The organism is Actinoplanes sp. NPDC051494 (assembly GCF_044454705.1).
Classification (GTDB): Bacteria; Actinomycetota; Actinomycetes; order Mycobacteriales; family Micromonosporaceae; genus Actinoplanes.
Map to the genome: position 1 here is coordinate 79,370 of NZ_JBITDZ010000014.1, position 17,790 is coordinate 97,159.

18 protein-coding genes are annotated in these 17,790 nt (G+C 71.7%); 7 read left to right on the plus strand and 11 right to left on the minus strand.

What is annotated here, in order from left to right:
• The first annotated feature begins 2 nt into the window (after nucleotides 1–2).
• The gene (gene gabT, locus ACIA6A_RS35900; protein ID WP_396102482.1) at nucleotides 3–1,268 is read left to right on the plus strand and encodes a 4-aminobutyrate--2-oxoglutarate transaminase; all 1,266 of its coding nucleotides are present in this window, start codon (nucleotides 3–5) and stop codon (nucleotides 1,266–1,268) included.
• A 97-nt stretch (nucleotides 1,269–1,365) separates the two neighbouring features.
• Complete coding sequence (locus ACIA6A_RS35905) at nucleotides 1,366–2,547, plus strand: MFS transporter (RefSeq protein ID WP_396102483.1); 1,182 nt, start codon at nucleotides 1,366–1,368, stop codon at nucleotides 2,545–2,547.
• A 10-nt stretch (nucleotides 2,548–2,557) separates the two neighbouring features.
• Here the strand turns inward: ACIA6A_RS35905 and ACIA6A_RS35910 are convergent, their stop codons facing one another.
• From ACIA6A_RS35910 to ACIA6A_RS35920, 3 genes are all read right to left on the minus strand, one after another.
• Entirely contained in the window at nucleotides 2,558–3,595 is a 1,038-nt protein-coding gene (locus ACIA6A_RS35910) for an aldo/keto reductase (RefSeq protein WP_396102484.1), read from the minus strand.
• 261 nt (nucleotides 3,596–3,856) lie between these two features.
• Nucleotides 3,857–4,246, minus strand: coding sequence for an STAS domain-containing protein (locus ACIA6A_RS35915; RefSeq protein ID WP_396102485.1), 390 nt, complete (start codon nucleotides 4,244–4,246; stop codon nucleotides 3,857–3,859).
• An 82-nt stretch (nucleotides 4,247–4,328) separates the two neighbouring features.
• The gene (locus ACIA6A_RS35920) at nucleotides 4,329–5,507 is read right to left on the minus strand and encodes a saccharopine dehydrogenase family protein (protein ID WP_396102486.1); all 1,179 of its coding nucleotides are present in this window, start codon (nucleotides 5,505–5,507) and stop codon (nucleotides 4,329–4,331) included.
• A gap of 147 nt (nucleotides 5,508–5,654) precedes the next feature.
• Here ACIA6A_RS35920 and ACIA6A_RS35925 point away from each other — a divergent pair, with 147 nt between their 5' ends.
• From ACIA6A_RS35925 to ACIA6A_RS35935, 3 genes are read left to right on the plus strand one after another with little or no spacing between them, the layout of a single operon-like run.
• Nucleotides 5,655–6,095, plus strand: a complete 441-nt coding sequence (locus tag ACIA6A_RS35925) for an Lrp/AsnC family transcriptional regulator (RefSeq protein ID WP_396102688.1) — start codon at nucleotides 5,655–5,657, stop codon at nucleotides 6,093–6,095.
• On the plus strand, nucleotides 6,092–7,462 hold the full coding sequence (locus ACIA6A_RS35930; RefSeq protein ID WP_396102487.1) for an aspartate aminotransferase family protein: 1,371 nt from the start codon (nucleotides 6,092–6,094) through the stop codon (nucleotides 7,460–7,462). Before ACIA6A_RS35925 ends, ACIA6A_RS35930 begins: the two co-directional genes overlap by 4 nt.
• On the plus strand, nucleotides 7,447–8,715 hold the full coding sequence (locus ACIA6A_RS35935) for an NAD(P)/FAD-dependent oxidoreductase (protein WP_396102488.1): 1,269 nt from the start codon (nucleotides 7,447–7,449) through the stop codon (nucleotides 8,713–8,715). Before ACIA6A_RS35930 ends, ACIA6A_RS35935 begins: the two co-directional genes overlap by 16 nt.
• A 4-nt stretch (nucleotides 8,716–8,719) precedes the next feature.
• Here the strand turns inward: ACIA6A_RS35935 and ACIA6A_RS35940 are convergent, their stop codons facing one another.
• The gene (locus tag ACIA6A_RS35940; protein WP_396102489.1) at nucleotides 8,720–9,592 is read right to left on the minus strand and encodes a WD40 repeat domain-containing protein; all 873 of its coding nucleotides are present in this window, start codon (nucleotides 9,590–9,592) and stop codon (nucleotides 8,720–8,722) included.
• 121 nt (nucleotides 9,593–9,713) lie between these two features.
• Between ACIA6A_RS35940 and ACIA6A_RS35945 the strand changes: the two genes are divergently transcribed.
• The gene (locus ACIA6A_RS35945) at nucleotides 9,714–10,697 is read left to right on the plus strand and encodes an LLM class flavin-dependent oxidoreductase (RefSeq protein ID WP_396102490.1); all 984 of its coding nucleotides are present in this window, start codon (nucleotides 9,714–9,716) and stop codon (nucleotides 10,695–10,697) included.
• Between the two features lie 65 nt (nucleotides 10,698–10,762).
• Here ACIA6A_RS35945 and ACIA6A_RS35950 read toward each other — a convergent pair whose 3' ends face one another.
• Both ACIA6A_RS35950 and ACIA6A_RS35955 read right to left on the minus strand, forming a co-directional pair.
• Nucleotides 10,763–11,146 carry a hypothetical protein gene (locus tag ACIA6A_RS35950; protein ID WP_396102491.1) on the minus strand — a complete coding sequence of 128 codons (384 nt, stop codon included), beginning with the start codon at nucleotides 11,144–11,146 and terminating at the stop codon, nucleotides 10,763–10,765.
• A gap of 23 nt (nucleotides 11,147–11,169) precedes the next feature.
• Nucleotides 11,170–11,682, minus strand: coding sequence for a CHAP domain-containing protein (locus ACIA6A_RS35955; protein WP_396102492.1), 513 nt, complete (start codon nucleotides 11,680–11,682; stop codon nucleotides 11,170–11,172).
• A gap of 176 nt (nucleotides 11,683–11,858) precedes the next feature.
• Between ACIA6A_RS35955 and ACIA6A_RS35960 the strand changes: the two genes are divergently transcribed.
• The gene (locus ACIA6A_RS35960) at nucleotides 11,859–12,656 is read left to right on the plus strand and encodes a helix-turn-helix domain-containing protein (protein WP_396102494.1); all 798 of its coding nucleotides are present in this window, start codon (nucleotides 11,859–11,861) and stop codon (nucleotides 12,654–12,656) included.
• Nucleotides 12,657–12,726: 70 nt separating this feature from the next.
• Here the strand turns inward: ACIA6A_RS35960 and ACIA6A_RS35965 are convergent, their stop codons facing one another.
• From ACIA6A_RS35965 to ACIA6A_RS35985, 5 genes are all read right to left on the minus strand, one after another.
• Entirely contained in the window at nucleotides 12,727–13,512 is a 786-nt protein-coding gene (locus ACIA6A_RS35965) for an SGNH/GDSL hydrolase family protein (RefSeq protein WP_396102495.1), read from the minus strand.
• A 71-nt stretch (nucleotides 13,513–13,583) separates the two neighbouring features.
• Nucleotides 13,584–14,747 carry a lycopene cyclase family protein gene (locus tag ACIA6A_RS35970; RefSeq protein ID WP_396102496.1) on the minus strand — a complete coding sequence of 388 codons (1,164 nt, stop codon included), beginning with the start codon at nucleotides 14,745–14,747 and terminating at the stop codon, nucleotides 13,584–13,586.
• A 76-nt stretch (nucleotides 14,748–14,823) separates the two neighbouring features.
• Complete coding sequence (locus tag ACIA6A_RS35975; protein WP_396102497.1) at nucleotides 14,824–16,176, minus strand: NAD(P)/FAD-dependent oxidoreductase; 1,353 nt, start codon at nucleotides 16,174–16,176, stop codon at nucleotides 14,824–14,826.
• Nucleotides 16,166–16,936: an ABC transporter permease gene (locus ACIA6A_RS35980; protein ID WP_396102498.1), complete on the minus strand. Its 771-nt coding sequence runs from the start codon at nucleotides 16,934–16,936 to the stop codon at nucleotides 16,166–16,168. The genes ACIA6A_RS35975 and ACIA6A_RS35980 overlap by 11 nt, the downstream gene beginning before the upstream one ends.
• The gene (locus ACIA6A_RS35985; RefSeq protein WP_396102499.1) at nucleotides 16,933–17,787 is read right to left on the minus strand and encodes an ABC transporter permease; all 855 of its coding nucleotides are present in this window, start codon (nucleotides 17,785–17,787) and stop codon (nucleotides 16,933–16,935) included. The genes ACIA6A_RS35980 and ACIA6A_RS35985 overlap by 4 nt, the downstream gene beginning before the upstream one ends.
• Nucleotides 17,788–17,790: the final 3 nt, after the last annotated feature.

The following is a 17,790-nucleotide window of genomic DNA, read 5'->3' on the forward strand; positions in this document are numbered from 1 at the left end:
GCGTGACCTCCTCAGCCGACCTGCACAAGCGCCGCTCGGCCGCCGTCGCGCGCGGGGTCAGCTCGGTCATCGCGTCGTACGTCGACACGGCCGGCGGCGGCACCCTGCGCGACGTCGACGGCCGCGAGTGGATCGACTTCGCGTCCGGCATCGCGGTCACCAACGTCGGCAACAGCGCGCCCCGGGTCGTCGAGGCGGTCCGCGCCCAGGCGGAACGCTTCACCCACACCTGTTTCATGGTCGCCCCCTACGAGTCCTACGTGGCGGTCTGCGAGCAGCTCATCGACCTGGCCCCGGGCGCCGGCGAGAAACGGGCGGCCCTGTTCAACTCCGGCGCCGAGGCGGTCGAGAACGCCGTCAAGATCGCCCGCCACGCGACCGGCCGCCCCGCGGTGATCGTCTTCGACCACGCCTACCACGGCCGCACCAACCTCACGATGGCCCTGACCGCGAAGAACATGCCGTACAAACAGGGTTTCGGCCCGTTCGCCCCGGAGATCTACCGCGTCCCCATGTCCTACCCGCTGCGCGACGGCGGTCTCTCCGGCCCCGAGGCCGCGGCCCGGGCCGTCGACACCATCGAGAAACAGGTCGGCGCCGGCAACGTGGCCGCGGTGCTCATCGAACCCGTCCAGGGCGAGGGCGGCTTCGTCGTCCCGGCCCCCGGCTTCCTCCCCGCGCTGGCCGCCTGGTCCCGCACCGCCGGCGCGGTCCTCATCGCCGACGAGATCCAGACCGGCTTCTGCCGTACGGGCTCCTGGTTCGCCGCCGAGCACGAAGCCCTCGAACCCGACCTCGTCACCACCGCCAAGGGCATGGGCGGCGGCCTGCCCATCGCCGGCGTGGTGGGCCGGGCCGACCTGATGGACGCGGTGCACGCGGGCGGTCTCGGCGGCACCTACGGCGGCAACCCGATCGCCTGCGCGGCCGCCCTCGCCGCCATCGAGACCATGCGCGAGCTGGACCTGAACGCCGCGGCCCGGTCCATCGAGGCCCGCCTGCTGCCCGCCCTGACGGCCCTGCGCGACCCGGGGATCGCCGAGGCCCGCGGCCGGGGCGCGATGCTGGCGATCGAACTGGTCCACCCCGGCACCCTCGACCCGGACCCGGCCCGCACCGCCGCGGTCGCCCGGGCCTGCCATGACGCCGGGCTGCTGGTGCTCACCTGCGGCACGTACGGCAACGTCCTGCGTCTTCTGCCACCCCTGGTGATCGCCGACCGTGACCTCGACCGCGGCCTGGAGATCCTGCGACAGGCTTTGCTCTAAGATCCTCGGCATGTCATTCCTCCGTGCGTAGGGGCGAGCAGCCGCCCCTTCCACCCAGCGGCGCCGTGTCCGGTGCCGTCTCTTCCGAGGAATCGTCATGCCTTCTTCCTACGCTGCTGTCCTGCGCACCCCACTCGCCGCCCGCACGTTCGGCGCCGCCCTGGTGGGCCGGCTCTCGTACGGGATCGTCTTCCTGTCCCTGACCCTCGCCGTCACCCGGGCCACCGGTTCGTACGCCACGGCCGGGTTCTTCGTGGCCCTGTTCGGTCTCAGCAGTTCGGTGCTGTCACCGCTGCGGGCCCTGCTCATCGACCGGCACGGCCTGCGCCGGGCGCTGCTCCCGATGGCGATCGGGTACGCCGCGCTGCTGTCCGCGATCGCGGCGCTGACCTGGCGCCCGGGCACCCCGGTGACGCTGCTGTGGGCCCTCGCCGTGGCCGCGGGCGCACTGACCCCACCGCTGGGCCCGGTCATGCGGGCACTGTGGACCGAGCTGATCGCCGGCCGGGACCTCCGGCACCGCGCGTTCTCCCTGGACACGGTGGCCGAGGAGCTGCTGTACGTCACCGGGCCGCTGCTGGCCGGCCTGCTCACCGCCCTGGTCAACCCGTCCCTGGGCGTCGCCGTCAGCGCCGCCCTCGTCCTGGCCGGCAGCCTCGCCCTGTCCGGCGCACCGCTGACCGCCCGGCCGGCCCGGCCGGGCACCGCCTCCGCGCGCCCGGCGGCGGGGCTGCTCCTGCCGATCCTGATGTCCGCGGCGGTGGGTCTGTGCCTCGGCGCGCTGGGCCTGCTCGTGGTCGCGTTCGCCGACCAGCGGGGGCACCTCGCGGCGGTGGCCTGGATCGAGGCGGCCCTGGCCGTGGGCAGCGCCGCCGGCGGCCTCGCGTACGGCGCGGTGACCTGGCGGTCGCCGGGCCGGATCCGGCTCCCGCTGCTCGTCGGCGCACTGGGCGTGCTGCTCGCGGTCTCCGGCGCCGCCGCGGACCTCGTCGTGCTGGCCGCCACGGCCGCCCTCGCCGGCGTGGTCGTCGCACCGGCGCTGACCACGGCCTACCTGCTCGCCGACGAACGAGCGGCGCCGGACGCCCGGACCCGGGCGGGGGCCTGGGTCAACACGGCGTTCAACCTCGCCAACGCCGGTGGCACGGCGGCGATCGGGCTGCTCCTCGGGCACTTCCCGCTGAGCGCGTGCTTCGCGATGGCCGCGGCCCCGGCGATCCTGGTGTCGGCGATCGCGCTGATCCGCCGCGGTAGGCCCGGGGCCTTTAGCCGGTGCTGAGGCCCCCGGCTCAGTGCCGGCGGCGGCGCAGGGACGCGTCGGTGAGTGCCGGGGGGACGTAGCCGGCGTCGTCGGCGGCGAGCGTGCTGCCCGGCGGGACGATCTTGTCGATGCGGTCCAGCAGCTCGTCGCTGAGCACCACGTCGGCGGCGCCGAGCTGCGACTCCAGCTGAGCCATCGTGCGCGGGCCGATGATCGGCGCGGTCACCGCCGGGTGGGCCGCCACGAACGCCAGCGCGAGGTGGACCAGCGACAGACCGGCGTCGTCGGCGAGCTGCGCGAGGGCGTCGGCGGCCGCCAGCTTCGCCGCGTTGCCCGGGTACGTGACGTCGTACTTCTCCGGCATGTAGCCGTACCGGGCGCGGTGGGTGTCCGGGGTGCCGGCCCCCTTGCGGTAGGCGCCGGTGAGCCAGCCGCCCGCGAGCGGGCTCCAGGTCAGCACGCCCATGCCGTACTTCCCGGCGACCGGCAGCACGTCGGCCTCGATGCCCCGGGTCAGCATCGAGTACGGCGGCTGCTCGGTGGCGAGGCGTTCCCGGCCGCGGCGTTCGGCGACCCACTGCGCCTCCACGATCTCGTGCGCGGGGAACGTGGAACTGCCGAAGGACCGGATCTTGCCCTGCCGGACCAGGTCGGTCAGCGCGCCGAGCGTCTCGTCGATGTCGGTGCGCGGGTCGGGGCGGTGGATCTGGTACAGATCGAGGTGGTCGGTGCGCAGCCGGCGCAGGCTGTCCTCGACGGCCCGCATGATCCACCGGCGCGAGTTGCCCCGCATGTTGACGTCCTCGCCCATCGGGTTGTGCACCTTGGTGGCCAGCACGACCTTGTCGCGCCGCCCGTTCGCCAGGGCCTTGCCCACGATCTCCTCGGACTCACCCTGGGAGTACATGTCGGCGGTGTCGACGATGTTGATCCCGGCGTCCAGCGCGGCATGGATGATCCGCACGGACTCGTCGTGGTCGGTGTTGCCCCACGCGCCGAACATCATCGTGCCCAGACACAACGGGCTGACCTGCATGCCGGTGCGCCCCAGGGTACGGAATTCCATCGGGTGGTCCTCATCGTGAGCCGGGACTGTCGCCGACACGATACCCAGGGGCTCCGACATCCCCGCCCGGAGCGCTCCCCCTGGGGTTCGGGGGCCGGTTCCGCCGCCCATGCTGACCGCGGTCCGCGAATCCGGGACCCGCGTCACCCTGCTCGTCCCGACCCGCCGTACCCCGGGACCGGTCGTACGGCACACGAGCCCGACGACGGTGGATCGCTCATCTGACGCCCGGACAGGCGCGATCGATCTGTCCGGCCCCGGTCACCGGCCGGCGCCGGAGCCCGGCGAGCAAGGGCAGGCGGGCGTTGTGAACGGCAGATCCGCGCGCAGCGTGGCGATCTGCCCCATGTCGGTCACCCGGAGCACGACGTGGATGGGGTGCGTGGGCCGGCAGAGGTGCATCGTGGAGCCGGCCGGCAGGGATGCTCGCAGGCGGGCCAGAAAATTCGGCAGGGCGGAGCAGGCGAAGGTGACGCCGGCCAGGTCGATGACCACGGTGGTCGGCGCGATGGCGGACAGGTGCGCCGCGACGCTGCTCAGCATGACGGACGCTGCCAGGTCGATCTCGCCGGAAAGGCAGACCAGCGCCGACGGCGCGCCGGGATCGGCGAGCACGACGATGTCGAATCCCGAGGGTGATTCGGGTTTCACGGTGTCACCTCGGCAGGGGTCGTCCATCCATCTGCCGGGGGCCGGGGCAGCGGTCCGGCGGACCGCACCGTGGACACTATCGCTACCGGGTGCGCATCGCCCAGGGGGAGCCGTACGCGGTCAGCAGGTCCAGGAACGGCACCGCGTCGAACGCCTCCGGGCCGAGGACCCCGGTTCCCGACCAGGCGCCGGCGGCGAGCAGTTCCAGCGCGACCACCGGGTTGACCGCGGTCTGCCAGACCACCGCCTGGGAGCCGTACTCCGTCATGGACCACCGGTTGTCCACCACGTGGTAGAGGTAGACCGTGCTCGGCCGGCCCTGTTTGTCCAGGCCGGACACCAGCGTGCCCGCGCAGGTGGCTCCGGTCATCCGGTCGCCGAGCGTGGCCGGGTCGGGCAGCACCGCGGCCACCAGGTCGCGCGGTGACACCATGGTGCCGCCGACGTCGACCGGCTGGGTGCGGTCCAGGCCCAGCGTGCGCAGGGTCTTGAGCACGTCGATGAACTCCTTGCCCAGGCCGTACTTGAACGTGACCCGGCCGGCGTCCACCCAGCGGGGGATGAGCAGCACCTCCTCGTGTTCGACGTTGACGCATTCGACCGGCCCGATCCCCGCGGGGAAGTCGAACGTCTCCGGTTCGCTGAACGGCTCGGTGGTGAACCAGCCCCGGTCGCGTTCGTAGACGACGGGCGGGTTGAGGCATTCCTCGATGGTGGTCCAGATGGAGAACGACGGGGCGAACGGGTGGCCGTCGACGACCAGGTTGCCGCCGTCCCGGATGCCGATCTCGTCGATGGTGGAGAACAGGTGGTCGGCCGCGTAGCGCGCGAACACGTCCGACAGGCCCGGTTCCACGCCCATGCCGACCAGGGCCAGTCCGCCCGCCGCCGACCAGGCGTCCTGCCGGGCGAACTGGGCGTCGCCGAGCCGGACCCCGGTCGACGCGTCCGACATGGACATGGCCATGTCGAGGTAGCCGGCTCCGGCGGCGAGGGCGCCCTCGAAGACGGGCATGACGAAGCGGGGGTCGACCGCGTTCAGGACGTGCGTGACTGCGTGCTTGCGGCAGAGGGCGGTGACCTGGTCCGCTGAGGAGGCGTCGATCCGCTCGGCCACGAAGCGGTCGTCGTGGTTCGCGGCCGCCCGGGCCCGGGCCGGGTCGTGGTCGGCGACGACGAACCGGTCGAAGAAGTCGCGGCGGGCGGCGATGCCGGCCGCCGCGGTGCCCACGCCGCCCGCGCCGATGGTGAGGATGCGCATGGTCGTCCCTTGGTCGAAAACCGAAACCTTGTTTTGAGAGCGTTGTGGCGACGGAAACACTTGTCAAGAGCGCGAGAAGCTGCGATAAACGTATGTGCACGGCGGGGCGGGAGGGGATGGAACAATCCTGGCGTGACGGACCAAGCGCTGGACAGCGTCAACAAGCAGATCATCGAGCACCTGCAGCGGGACGGACGGATGTCCTATGCGACGCTCGCCAAGACCATCGGGCTGTCCGAGGCCGCGGTGCGCCAGCGGGTGCAGCGCCTTCTCGACGGCGGTCTGATGCAGATCGTCGCGGTCACCGACCCGTTGACGCTCGGCTTCGCCCGGCAGGCGATGGTCGGGGTCAAGGTGCTCGGCGACATGCGCCGGGTGGCCGACGAGCTCGCCGCGATCCCGGAGGTCGACTACGTGGTGATCTGCGCCGGCGGCTACGACATGCTCGTCGAGCTCGTCTGCACCGACGACGCGCACCTGCTCGAACTGCTCAACGACAAGATCCGGGCTGTCGAGGGGGTCTCCGCCACCGAGACCTTCATGTATCTCAAGCTCGCGAAACAGACCTACGCATGGGGAACCAGATGAGTCAGGACCTGTCAGCCGCGGCACGCGACCACCTCTGGATGCACTTCACGAGGCTCTCCTCCTATGCCGGCCCCGATGCCGGGGAGGTGCCGGTCATCGTGCGCGGCTCCGGTCCGTACATCTACGACCAGCACGGGAAACGCTATCTGGACGGGCTCTCCGGGCTGTTCGTGGTGCAGACCGGGCACGGTCGCACCGAGCTGGCCGAGGCCGCCGCCAAGCAGGCCGCCGAGCTGGCGTACTTCCCGGTGTGGTCGTATGCGCACCCGGCCGCGATCGAGCTCGCCGAACGTCTCGCGTCGCTCGCGCCGGGCGACCTCAACCGGGTCTTCTTCACCACCGGCGGGTCCGAGGCGGTGGAGAGCGCCTGGAAGCTGGCCCGTAACTACTTCAAGCTGACCGGCAAGCCGATGAAGACCAAGGCGATCTCCCGCGCGGTCGCCTACCACGGCACCACCATGGGCGCGCTGTCGATCACCGGCCTGCCCGCGCTCAAACAGCAGTTCGAGCCGCTCGTGCCCAGCACCATGCGCGTGCCGAACACCAACTACTACCGGCGCCCCGACGAGTCGATGAGCGAGGAACAGTTCGGGATCTGGGCCGCCGACCGGATCGCCGAGGCCATCGAGTTCGAGGGCCCCGAGACCGTGGCCTGTGTCTACCTCGAACCGGTGCAGAACGCCGGCGGCTGTTTCCCGCCGCCGCCCGGTTACTTCCAGCGGGTCCGCGAGATCTGCGACCGTTACGACGTGCTGCTCGTCTCCGACGAGGTCATCTGCGCGTTCGGCCGGCTCGGCGAGTACTTCGGATCGCAGCGGTACGGGTACCAGCCCGACATCATCACCTGCGCGAAAGGCCTCACCTCCGGGTACGTGCCGATGGGCGCGATGATCGCGTCGGAGCGCCTGGTCGAACCGTTCCTCACCGGCACCGCGACGTTCGCGCACGGCATCACGTTCGGCGGGCACCCGGTGGCCTCCGCGGTGGCGCTGACGAACCTCGACATCTTCGAACGCGAGGACCTGAACGGTCACGTCCGCGCCCAGACCGGCGTCTTCCGGTCGTACCTCGATCGGCTCCGGGATCTTCCGATCGTCGGCGACGTGCGCGGTGACGGCTACTTCTTCGGCATCGAGCTGGTCAAGGACAAGGCCACCAAGGAGACGTTCGACGAGGCCGAGTCCGACCGGCTGCTGCGCGGCTTCCTGTCCCAGGCGCTGTTCGACGCCGGGCTGTACTGCCGCGCCGACGACCGCGGTGACCCGGTGATCCAGCTCGCCCCGCCGCTGATCTGCGAGGAGGGCCACTTCGTCGAGATCGAGCAGATCCTGCGCGACGTGCTGAGCGAGGCATGGACCAGGATCTGAGCTTCTGGCTGCGGTCCCTGCCCCCGATCGCCCGGCGGCCCGCGCTGCCCGGCGACAGCACCGCCGACGTGGCGATCGTCGGGGGCGGCTACACCGGGCTGTGGACCGCCTACTATCTGGCCGCCGCCGCGCCGCACCTGCGCATCGTGGTGCTGGAGAGGGAGTTCTGCGGCTTCGGCGCGTCCGGGCGCAACGGCGGCTGGTGCTCCGGGCTGTTCCCGGTCGCGTTCGACAAGCTCGAACGCCGCTACGGTACGGACCACGCGCTGGCCATGACCGGCGCGCTCGCGGACGCGGTCGACGAGGTCGGCCGGGTCGCCGCGGCCGAGGGGATCGACTGCGACTACGCCAAGGGCGGCACGATCACCCTGGCCCGGACGCGGGCCCAGCTGCGGCGCGCCGAGACCTCCCCGGACTTCGTCGACGCCGCCACGGCGTCGGCCATGTGCGGTGCCACGGACGTGCTCGGCGGGACGTACAGCGCGGACTGCGCGGCCGTACACCCCGCGAAGCTGGTCCGTGGCCTCGCGGCCGCCGCCGAACGACGCGGGGTGACAATCCACGAGGGCACCCGGGTCCTGGGCATCGCGCGCGGTGCGGTCGTCACCGACCGCGGCACGGTCCGCGCGTCGATGATCGTGCGTGCCCTCGAGGGCTACACCGCCACCCTGCCGGGCCATCGCCGCGCGCTCGCCCCGGTCTACTCCCTCATGATCGCCACGGCCCCGCTCGACGCCGCGACCTGGGAGCGGATCGGCCTGGCGCGGCGCGAGACCTTCAGCGACGAGAGACACCTCATCGTGTACGGCCAGCGCACCGCCGACGACCGGCTCGCGTTCGGCGGACGGGGCGCGCCCTACCATTTCGGATCCCGGGTGCACGCGTCGTACGACCGGGATCCGGCGGTCTTCGCGGCCCTGCGCCGCACGCTGACCGGCATGTTCGGCATCGACCCGGAGATCACCGACTCCTGGGGCGGCCCGCTCGCCGTCCCGCGCGACTGGATGCCCTCGGTCGGCCTGCGCGACGGCCTGGCCACCTCCGGCGGCTACATCGGCGACGGGGTCGCGGCGGCCAACCTCGGCGGGCGCACCCTCGCCGACCTGATCTCCGGAAACCTGACGGACCGTACGACGCTGCCCTGGGTCGGGCACCGCTCCCGGTCCTGGGAACCGGAACCGGTCCGCTGGCTCGGCATCAACGCGGCCCTGCGCGGTACCGCCCTGCGCGACCTCTGGGAACGCCGCCGCTGACGGCTCAGGCCGGGCTGAAGTCCCAGAGGGAGAGGCCGGCCCGGCGGGTCCAGACCGCGATGCGGTCGAGCGCCGGGTGGAACGCGAACGCCGGCCGGCCGTCGTCCACGTCGAGGACCGCGAGCGGGGTCCGGCCGGCCGCGTCCCACAGCCGCACCGTGCCGTCGGCCGACGTGGTGCCCAGGTGCCGGCCGTCGGGGGACCAGGAGACCTCGTGCACCGGGCCGGTGTGACCGGTCAGCGCGGGCCGGTCCGCGGCCGGGTGGAACGCGACGTGGGTGCCGGTCGCCGCGGCCAGCACCCGGCCGTCCGGGGACCAGGCGATGCCGCGTACGGGTCCGGGGTGCTGCCACGTCCGCAGGCACCGGCCGTCGGACCAGAGCCGCACGGTGGCGTCGGCCGAGCCGGTCGCCAGCGTGTAGCCGTCGGCCGCCCAGGACACGGCGGTGACCTCGCCGGTGTGGCCGGTCAGGACGTGCCGCGGCCGGTCGGCGCCCGGCTCCCAGATCATCGCCCGGTGGTCGCGTGCCCCGGACGCCAGCCGGGACCCGGTCGGCGACCACGCGATCGCGCCGACCCAGTCGTCATGGGCGCGTAACGGGCGGCCCGGCTCCCACACGAAGACGCCGTCGTCCCCGCCGGCCGCGGCCAGCCGGGTCCCGGACGGCGACCAGGCCACCTGATTGACGAGGCCGTCCACGGTGGGACCGGACGCGGCGGTGTCGGTGTCGGTGTCCACGAGCTGGATCGCGCCGGGCCCGGCCGGAACGGCGAGCCGCCGGCCCTGCGGCGCCCACGCCACATAACTCGCCGGCGCATCGGCGGCATCGCCCTCGACTGGACGCGCGGTGATGGGAACGGAGCGCAGAGTCTGCATCAAGGACCCGAGCCTAGCCCGTCGTCCACCGTTGCACTATCGCTGAGACCCGCCGACGTGAGCCCGGTCTCCTCTTCCGGCACGCCTTCGCCGGGCGGGGCGACGGGGGGACGATAGGGCTATGGCGACTCCTCTTTCCCTCCTCGACCTCGCACCGATCTCCTCCGGGCAGACCGCGAAAGAGAGCTTCGAGGCCAGCGTCCAGCTCGCCCGCGCCGCCGAGCACGCCGGTTACCGCCGCGTCTGGTATGCCGAACACCACAACATGGCCTCGATCGCGTCGTCCGCGACCAGCGTGGTCATCGGGTACGTAGCGGCGCACACCGACACGATCCGGCTCGGCGCCGGCGGCATCATGCTGCCCAACCACTCACCCCTGGTGATCGCCGAGCAGTTCGGCACGCTCGCCACCATGTTCCCGGACCGGATCGACCTCGGCCTGGGCCGCGCCCCCGGCAGCGACCAGGCCACCATGCGCGCCCTGCGCCGCGACAACTCCTCCGCCGACACGTTCCCGCAGGACGTCCTCGAGCTGCAGGGATACCTCAGCGGCCACTCCCGCATCCCCGGCATCCAGGCGGTGCCCCGCGCCGACGCCCCGGTCCCGCTGTACATCCTCGGGTCCTCGCTGTTCGGCGCCCAGCTCGCGGCCCAGCTCGGCCTGCCCTACGCGTTCGCCTCCCACTTCGCCCCGGACGCCCTGCACCAGGCGGTCGAGGTCTACCGGGCCACGTTCCAGCCGTCGGCCCAGCTCGCCGAGCCGCACGTGATCGCCGGCGTCAACGTGATCGCCGCCGACACCCACGACGAGGCGGTGGCCCAGATGACCGCGTCCTACCGCGCGCGTACCCGCTCGTTCCTGACCCGGGGCCCGCTCGGCCGCAACCTCACCGACGCCGAGATCGACGAGTTCCTGGCGTCCCCGAGCGGCCGCAACCTCGCGGCGATGACGAAGTACACCGCGGTCGGCACCGCCGACGAGGTCCGCGACTACCTGGAGACGTTCGCCAAGGAGGCGGGCGCCGACGAACTGATCACCGCCCACCACGCCCAGAACGTCACCGACCGCGTCCACTCGGTCGAGCTGACCGGCGGCGCCGTATAGCTCTTGGTCCCCGGGGCGTACGGACGGGGGCCGGCTGGTGCCGACCCCCGTTGACGCGGTTGTGCTCAGTTGTGCGAAACCCCGGAGGGGCCCATCCACCACGTCTGGCCGTTGCGGGTGGGTCTGATGCTGTGCGACGTTGCAGGTCCGACGTAGGAACGACTGCCGTTGTAGCAGGTCGGCTGCGTGACCACATCCTGCGTGACGTTCGCGTACGCCCGGCCGTAGACAAGGTCGTCCCCGGCGTCGCCGCCGGACCAGGAATCAGAGATCATCGCCCACATGTACTTCACCGAACCGCCTTGCGGGCAGTTCCCCTGCCATGTGGGCGCCGAGATGTACACCCAGTAGTTCCCGGCTGCCTGCGCCGGCGCCGGGCCTGGAACCGAACTGGCTAGCAGGCCGACGGTCAACGCGGCGATCCCGTTGATGACTCGGCGTGCGTTCATGTGATCCCCCTTGGTGAGTGCGGTCAGGCCGGCAGGTACCAGCCCGCGTATGGCTTGGTCTCGTTACGTTCCACGATCGACATCACGTGGACATCGGTGTAGGTCCGCTCGGCCGTCGACACCGCGGTGCCGTCGCCGAGGCTGATTGCCGCATGACCGTCCGGGTAGTCACCCTCGCCGTACCACCAGACGGTCGATCCGGCCGGCGGGGTTCCTTCCGTCTGGAGCTGCCCACGATGGCTCTCGGCCCAGTCGTTCGCACTGGTGTAGCCCGCACCGATGTCAATGCCCGAGCTCAGCAGCCAAGCATCGCGGGCGAAGTCGGCGCACATGTTGTGGTAGCTGTCGGTGCCGAGCCGCTGTTTCGCCCAATCCACTGCCTGGTCCGCGGCTGACACGGCGTCGGCCGCCGCCACCGTCACGACGTCCGCATGGGGTGCGGTGGTCTGCGCGGCAGCGTCCGCCGGCGCCGCGCCGGAGAGCAGGACCAGGCTGACGGGCAGGGCCGCGACGGCGGCCCCTACGTGATCGACCATGAGGCTCACTCCTTCGAGTCGAGTGGCAAACGCAACGACGGTGATCCCGTCGTTACGCTCAGCTCAACACCGATATCCCCTGGTGGACGCGGCCGACGGACGACGACGGATGACGACGGACGACGACGGACGCCGTCAGCGCAATGACGGATCAAGCCATGCCGGGAAGGCGCGACATGTCTCTGGACGAACGACCCGTCGATGACACCTTGACGCCGGCCCGGGCGCTCGCGGACGAACTTCGGGCGCTGCGGCGCTCGGCCGGCGATCCGGGCTTCGCGAAGATGGCCTCTCTGGCCCGGGGCAGGGTTTCGAAGACTGCCATGAGCGACGCGGTGGCCGGCAAGCATGTCCCGAAATGGGACACCGTGGAGGCGTTCGTCGATGTGTGTGGAGCCGACCCCGAACTGCTCCGCCCATCATGGGAGCGGGCCCGCCTGCGGAATACGCCGCAGGCGCCCAACCTGTTGACGGCGGTCAGCGGCGACGCCAAACGATGGCGATGGCGATGGCCCGTGCTGCTGGTGATCGTGACCGCAGCACTCACCGGGACCCTCACCGCGATGACCCTGGCAAGCTTCCACCGGGACCCGGTCGTTCACCCGGTCGTGCGCCCGATCGCCGCTCTGGTCGTCCAGAACAAGATCGCGGTCGGCCCCGCTGACCTGCTCGAGGATCCCTCCGGCCCGGCTTACCTTTCCGGTCGGACCGAGTCATTCTGCGCGGCCAGAGGTTGCAAGGTGCGCGGAACCGAACTGGACTCGGGGGCCGTTGTGGCCGTCACCTGCCGGACCGACGGTGAGCCGATGGTCAACTACAACGCCGACTCGGTCCCGGTCCAGGACAATCCCGGCCGGATCCGGTCTGTGTTGTGGTATCGGGTGGTGTTTCCCGACGGACGGTCCGGGTTCCTCTCCGAGGTCTACGTGGCGCCGGAGTACCGGGGCGGCATGGGACTCGGCACGTGCCCGTGAACGATGACGAGGCGGCGGCCAGCTGACACCCGGCCCCAACGCGGGAGGCGATGAGGCCGGGTGCACCGGATCAGTGGCGGCCGGTCAGGGCCTTGCGCACGCTGGGCAGGTAACCGTCGCGGTGACCCGCGGCGGTCGGGTGGAACGCGGCCGGGTCGGCCGGTCCGGTGATCCACGGGTCCGCGCCGCACAGTCCGTGGCCCGCGAAGGCCGGGCGGACGTCGGCGAAACGGGCCCCGGCCCTCCTCGCCCGGCGGGCGATGGTCGCGTCCAGCGTGTCCACCGCCTCGTTGAGCGCGACCCGCTTGGTCAGGCTCATCGGCACGGTCGCGCACACCTCGGTGGGTTCGAAGAAGCGCGCGTAGCCGGTGACGACCAGCGTGGCGTGCGGCGCCCGGTGCTTGACCGTGCGGTACACGCTGTCGAGCCGGCCCGGCAGGACCTCCGCCGAGAACTGCTTCGCGGCGGCGACCACCGCGAGGCAGTCGGCGTCGGTGCCGAGCAGGCAGGTGCGCACACCGTTGCCGAAGCCGAGGTCGTTGCCGCCGATGGTGACGGTCACCAGCTTCGTGCGCCGGTTCAGGCCGCCCAGCTGGTTCGCCAGCAGGTCGGCGGTCGTCGCGCCGCTGCACGCGGCGAACGTGAACGGCTTGCCGGCGGCCAGCAGCGACGGGTACGCGTTGTCGCTGCGCAGGCACTCCGCGTCCAGGTACGGCGGTGCGCCGACCCCGGAGGCGTACGAGTCACCGAGCGCCACGTACCGGGTGGTGGAGGCCGAGGCGTCCGCCGCGGTCGGCACGAGCACGGCGGTGGTGACCGCCGCGATGACGGCACCCAGAATTCTGCGGTAAGACAAAGACATCTCCCCCGTTCGGACGTCCCGTGTGGACGTACTCACGATGGTCAACGTATCCCGGCGCCTCAAGTTCACCCGGGTCCGGTCATCGGCCCGCGCCGGACCCGGGCCAGCGCGTCCCCGGCGGCCGCGCGGGTCATGGCGGCCAGGGGCGTGGACGCCATCAGGGCCACCTCCTCGAGCGGCGTGGTCAGACCGTCGAGGAAGCGCAGCACCCGGTCGCTCGGGTTGGCGGCGAACAGGCGTTCGTAGAACTCCGGGGCCTCGACCAGGCCGGTGTCCCAGGCCCGCAACGCGACCGCGTCCATCCACCGGTGCCGCCGCGGGTACGGCGCCCGGGGCACCGGCGCCTTGCCCCGGACCAGCGCGCCGGCGATCTGGTCCGCCTGCCGGCGCATCGCCGAGAACGTGTACCCGGTCGACGCCCGGGTGGCACCACCGGCGGTGCCGAGCCGGACCACCCGCGCCGACGGTCGCAGGATGAACGGCGCGTCGGTCATCGGGATGGCACCGTTCTCCACCTCGTGTACCGACAGACCGGATATCCCCAGCACGGTGAGGTACGCCCGCAGCGCCGCGTCGTACGCAGTGTCGGTCAAGGTCGCGGCGGAGAACTCGGTGTACTCGACGAGCGCGGAGGTGGCACTCGTCGGCAGCACATACCCGAACGACACCCCGCGGGCCGGCTGGGGCGTGCGGAAGTCCATCAGCACCGCCGCGGACGGGTCGAACACCGCCGTCGGCGACTCGACCCACCACCCCCGGAAATGCTGTAACCATGAGGTACGGCCGGGGCGGGCCGGCGCCGCGGGCCGGGAATCCAGCGCCCACCGTGCCCGCACGATCCGCTTCCCGTCCCCGTCCAGCACCGCGACGCCGGACCCGTCATCGACCAGCCCCGACACCACCGAGGTCACCAGTCGCGCCCCCAGCCGCTCTCGAGCCTGGACCGCCAGTGCGAAAACCGGTGCCGACCGCACCATCGCATAGCGCATCGGTGCCAGCGCGAGCCGGCGTCGCCGCTCGACCCCGACCAGGTCCACGCTCGCCCACGAGCTCTCCAGGACCGGATCGAGCTCGTCCTCGGCCCCGGTCCAGAACGCCCACGTGCGGTCCCGGTGCTCCTGCGGATCGATCACCGCGATCCTGAGCCCCCGCACACCACGGCGCTGCAGCGCGGCCAGCACCAGCGACCCGGCGCCCCCGCACCCGATCACCGCGAGATCGACATCCACCCGGCCATTCTTGCGCTGCGGCCCCGCGCCGGGCCCACCGGGTGTCAGCTCCGGTCCGGTCGTCCCGGAGCGGGTCTCAGGAGTCGAAGCCGAGGCCGACCCGGTCGAGGGTGCGCAGCCAGAGGTTGCGGCGGCCGTCGTGGCGGTCGGCCTGGGCGATGGACCAGCGGGTCAGCTGGATCACGCCGGTGCGGACCGGTTCCGGGGGGAAAGGGACCGGTTTGGTACGGACCAGCTCCAGCGACGTGAGCTCGGTGCGCCGGCCCGACAGCAGGTCCAGCATCACGTCGGCACCGAAGCGGGTCGCCCCGACCCCCAGGCCGGTATAGCCGGTCGCGTACGCGAGCCGGCCGCCGTAGGCCGTACCGAAGAAGGAGCTGAAGCGGCTGCACGTGTCGATGACGCCGCCCCATTTGTGGGTGAAGCGGACGTCGGCCAGCTGCGGGAACGTGTCCGTGAAGTGCCGGGCGAGGAGGGTGAACGTCGCCTCCCGCTGGTCGTGGTCCGACGACAGCCGGCCGCCGCGGTAGTAGACGGCGTCGTAGCCGCCCCAGAGGATGCGGTTGTCCGACGTCAGGCGGTAGTAGTGGAACTGGTTGGCGGAGTCGCCGACGCCCTGCCGGTGCCGCCAGCCGATGGACGCGAGCTGCGGCGCGGACAGCGGCTCCGTCATCAGCGCGTAGTCGTAGACCGGGATCACGTAGTGCCGCAGCCGGCGCAGCAGGCTGGTGTGTGCCCCGGTGGCCAGCGCCACCCGGGGCGCGTCCACCCGGCCGCGCAGCGTGTGCAGGCGCAGTTTGGCCGGCAGCGCCTCGATCCGGTCGACGCGGGTGTTCTCGAAGAAGCGCACGCCCAGGGACAGACAGGCCGCTCGCAGGCCCCAGACCAGGCGGGCCGGGTCGACCATGGCGCAGCCGGTGCGGTCCCAGACGCCGCCGAGGTACGTGGGGGAGTTCAGTTCCGCGCGGACCTCGGCGCGGTCCAGCAGGGGCAGGCCGGTCTCGCGCAACGCGTCGAGTTGCCAGGGGGCCGTGGCGACGTGCAGTTCGCCCGTACGGGAGAAGTCGCAGTCGATGTCGTAGCGTGCGACGGCGGCCGCGATGGCGTCGAGGTTCTCGCGGCCGAGCCGTTCCAGGGTGTCGATCTCGCCGGGGAAGCGGCTGGCCCCGTTGTCGAAGCCGTGGGTGAGGCTCGCCGCGCAGAAGCCGCCGTTGCGTCCCGATGCCGCCCAGCCGGCTGTCCCGGCCTCGATGACGACCACGTCGCGGCCGGGGTCGCGTTCCTTGGCGAGCAGCGCCGTCCACAGGCCGCTGTAGCCGGCGCCGACCACCGCGAGGTCGGCGGTCTGCGCGCTCAGCAGCGGGTCGGCCGGGGCCGGGGCGCCGGGTTGCTGGAGCCAGTAGGGGACCGGGGCGGCGTCAGCGAGCACGGCGGGGCCTGGCCCGGATGCTGGTGCCGACCGCGATGAGGACCCCGGCCAGGAAGATCAGCGTGCCCATCACGTTGACCTGAGGGGGCAGCCCGACCCGGGTCGCGCCCCAGATCCAGAGCGGGAACGTGGTGGTGGTGCCGGCGGTGAAGTTGGTGACGACGAAGTCGTCGATCGACAGGGCGAACGCCAGCAGCATGCCGGAGGCCACCGCGGGCAGGATCAACGGGAACGTGATCTTCCAGAACGTGGTCCAGGCGGTGGCGCCGAGGTCCAGGGCGGCTTCCTCGATGGACCGGTCCAGGGTGAGCACCCGGGCCCGGACCACCACCGCGACGAACGAGATGGAGAACATCACGTGCGCGATGGTGATCGTCACCGTGCCCAGGCCCACGCCGAGCGAGACGAACAGCGTGAGCAGCGACGCGCCCATGACCAGTTCGGGTGACGACATGGTGGCGAACATGATGAGGTTGACCGTGCCGGAGCCGCGGAACCGGTAGCGGCCCAGCGCGTAGCCGATGCCGGTGCCGAGCGCGCCCGCGATCAGCATCGTCAGCAGCGCGATGACCAGGGATACCACCAGTGCCCGGGTGAGCTCGTCGAGGGCGAACACCCGGCCGTACCATTTCAGGGTGAAGCCGTCCCAGGTCTGGTTGTACCGGCCCGGGGTGTCGTTGAACCCGAAGACGATCATGACCAGGACCGGCAGGGTCAGCCACGCGATGATCGCCCAGGTGTACACGCGCAGGATCCTCATCGGGCGGCCACCTTCATGACGTCCTCGGTGCCCAGCGCCCGGGCGTAGGCGAAGACCCCGACGAGCAGGACCGCCATCAGGGTGAACGACAGCGCCGAGGCGGTGGGGTAGTTCGAGCTGACCAGGTACTGCGACTGGATGACCTGGCCGATCATCGTGGTCGAGGAGCTGCCCAGCACCGCCGAGTTGACGTAGTCGGAGCTGGCCGGCACGAACGTCATCAGGACGCCCGCGAAGACCCCGGGCAGCGCCAGCGGGAAGACGACCGTGCGGAAGGCGAGCAGGGGGGACGCGTACAGGTCGCGGGCGGCCTCGACCACCCGCGGGTCGATGCGTTCCAGGGCGACGTAGATGGGCAGCACCATGAACGGCAGGAAGTTGTAGACCAGGCCGAGGATGACCGCGACCGGGGTGCCGAGCAGGTGGAAGCTGTCCGCGAGCAGCCCGGCGTCCTTGAGCGGCCCGAGCAGGATGCCCTCGTCGGTGAGGATGTAACGCCACGAGATCGTGCGCAGGACGAACGAGACGAAGAACGGCAGGAGCAGCAGGAAGAGGTACGAGGCCTTGCGCCGCCCGCCGTGGAACGCGATCCAGTACGCGACCGGGAACGCCGCGGCGATGAGCAGCACCGTCGCGACGGCTCCGTAGATCAGCGAGCGCACGATCTGGGTGCGGTAGTTGACGATCGCGTCGGTGTAGGTCTGCCAGTGACCGGTCAGGACGTACCCGTTGACGATGTCGCCCTCCTGCAGCGACAGCGACAGCATCGTGACCATCGGGACGACGAAGAACAGCAGCAGCCAGAGCCCGCCGGGCAGGACCAGCAGGTACGGCGCGAGTCGGCGGCGCACGGC

What these genes read in the sequence shown, in the direction of transcription:
- ACIA6A_RS35920 (WP_396102486.1), bottom strand. Translation starts at nt 5,507, where the DNA reads ATGCGCATCCTCACCATCGGCGCGGGCGGCGTGGGCACCGCGGCGGCC.
- ACIA6A_RS35945 (WP_396102490.1), top strand. Translation starts at nt 9,714, where the DNA reads ATGGCGACTCCTCTTTCCCTCCTCGACCTCGCACCGATCTCCTCCGGG.
- ACIA6A_RS35935 (WP_396102488.1), top strand. Translation starts at nt 7,447, where the DNA reads ATGGACCAGGATCTGAGCTTCTGGCTGCGGTCCCTGCCCCCGATCGCC.
- ACIA6A_RS35950 (WP_396102491.1), bottom strand. Translation starts at nt 11,146, where the DNA reads ATGAACGCACGCCGAGTCATCAACGGGATCGCCGCGTTGACCGTCGGC.
- ACIA6A_RS35930 (WP_396102487.1), top strand. Translation starts at nt 6,092, where the DNA reads ATGAGTCAGGACCTGTCAGCCGCGGCACGCGACCACCTCTGGATGCAC.
- ACIA6A_RS35980 (WP_396102498.1), bottom strand. Translation starts at nt 16,936, where the DNA reads ATGAGGATCCTGCGCGTGTACACCTGGGCGATCATCGCGTGGCTGACC.
- ACIA6A_RS35910 (WP_396102484.1), bottom strand. Translation starts at nt 3,595, where the DNA reads ATGGAATTCCGTACCCTGGGGCGCACCGGCATGCAGGTCAGCCCGTTG.
- ACIA6A_RS35940 (WP_396102489.1), bottom strand. Translation starts at nt 9,592, where the DNA reads ATGCAGACTCTGCGCTCCGTTCCCATCACCGCGCGTCCAGTCGAGGGC.
- ACIA6A_RS35905 (WP_396102483.1), top strand. Translation starts at nt 1,366, where the DNA reads ATGCCTTCTTCCTACGCTGCTGTCCTGCGCACCCCACTCGCCGCCCGC.
- ACIA6A_RS35960 (WP_396102494.1), top strand. Translation starts at nt 11,859, where the DNA reads ATGTCTCTGGACGAACGACCCGTCGATGACACCTTGACGCCGGCCCGG.
- ACIA6A_RS35955 (WP_396102492.1), bottom strand. Translation starts at nt 11,682, where the DNA reads ATGGTCGATCACGTAGGGGCCGCCGTCGCGGCCCTGCCCGTCAGCCTG.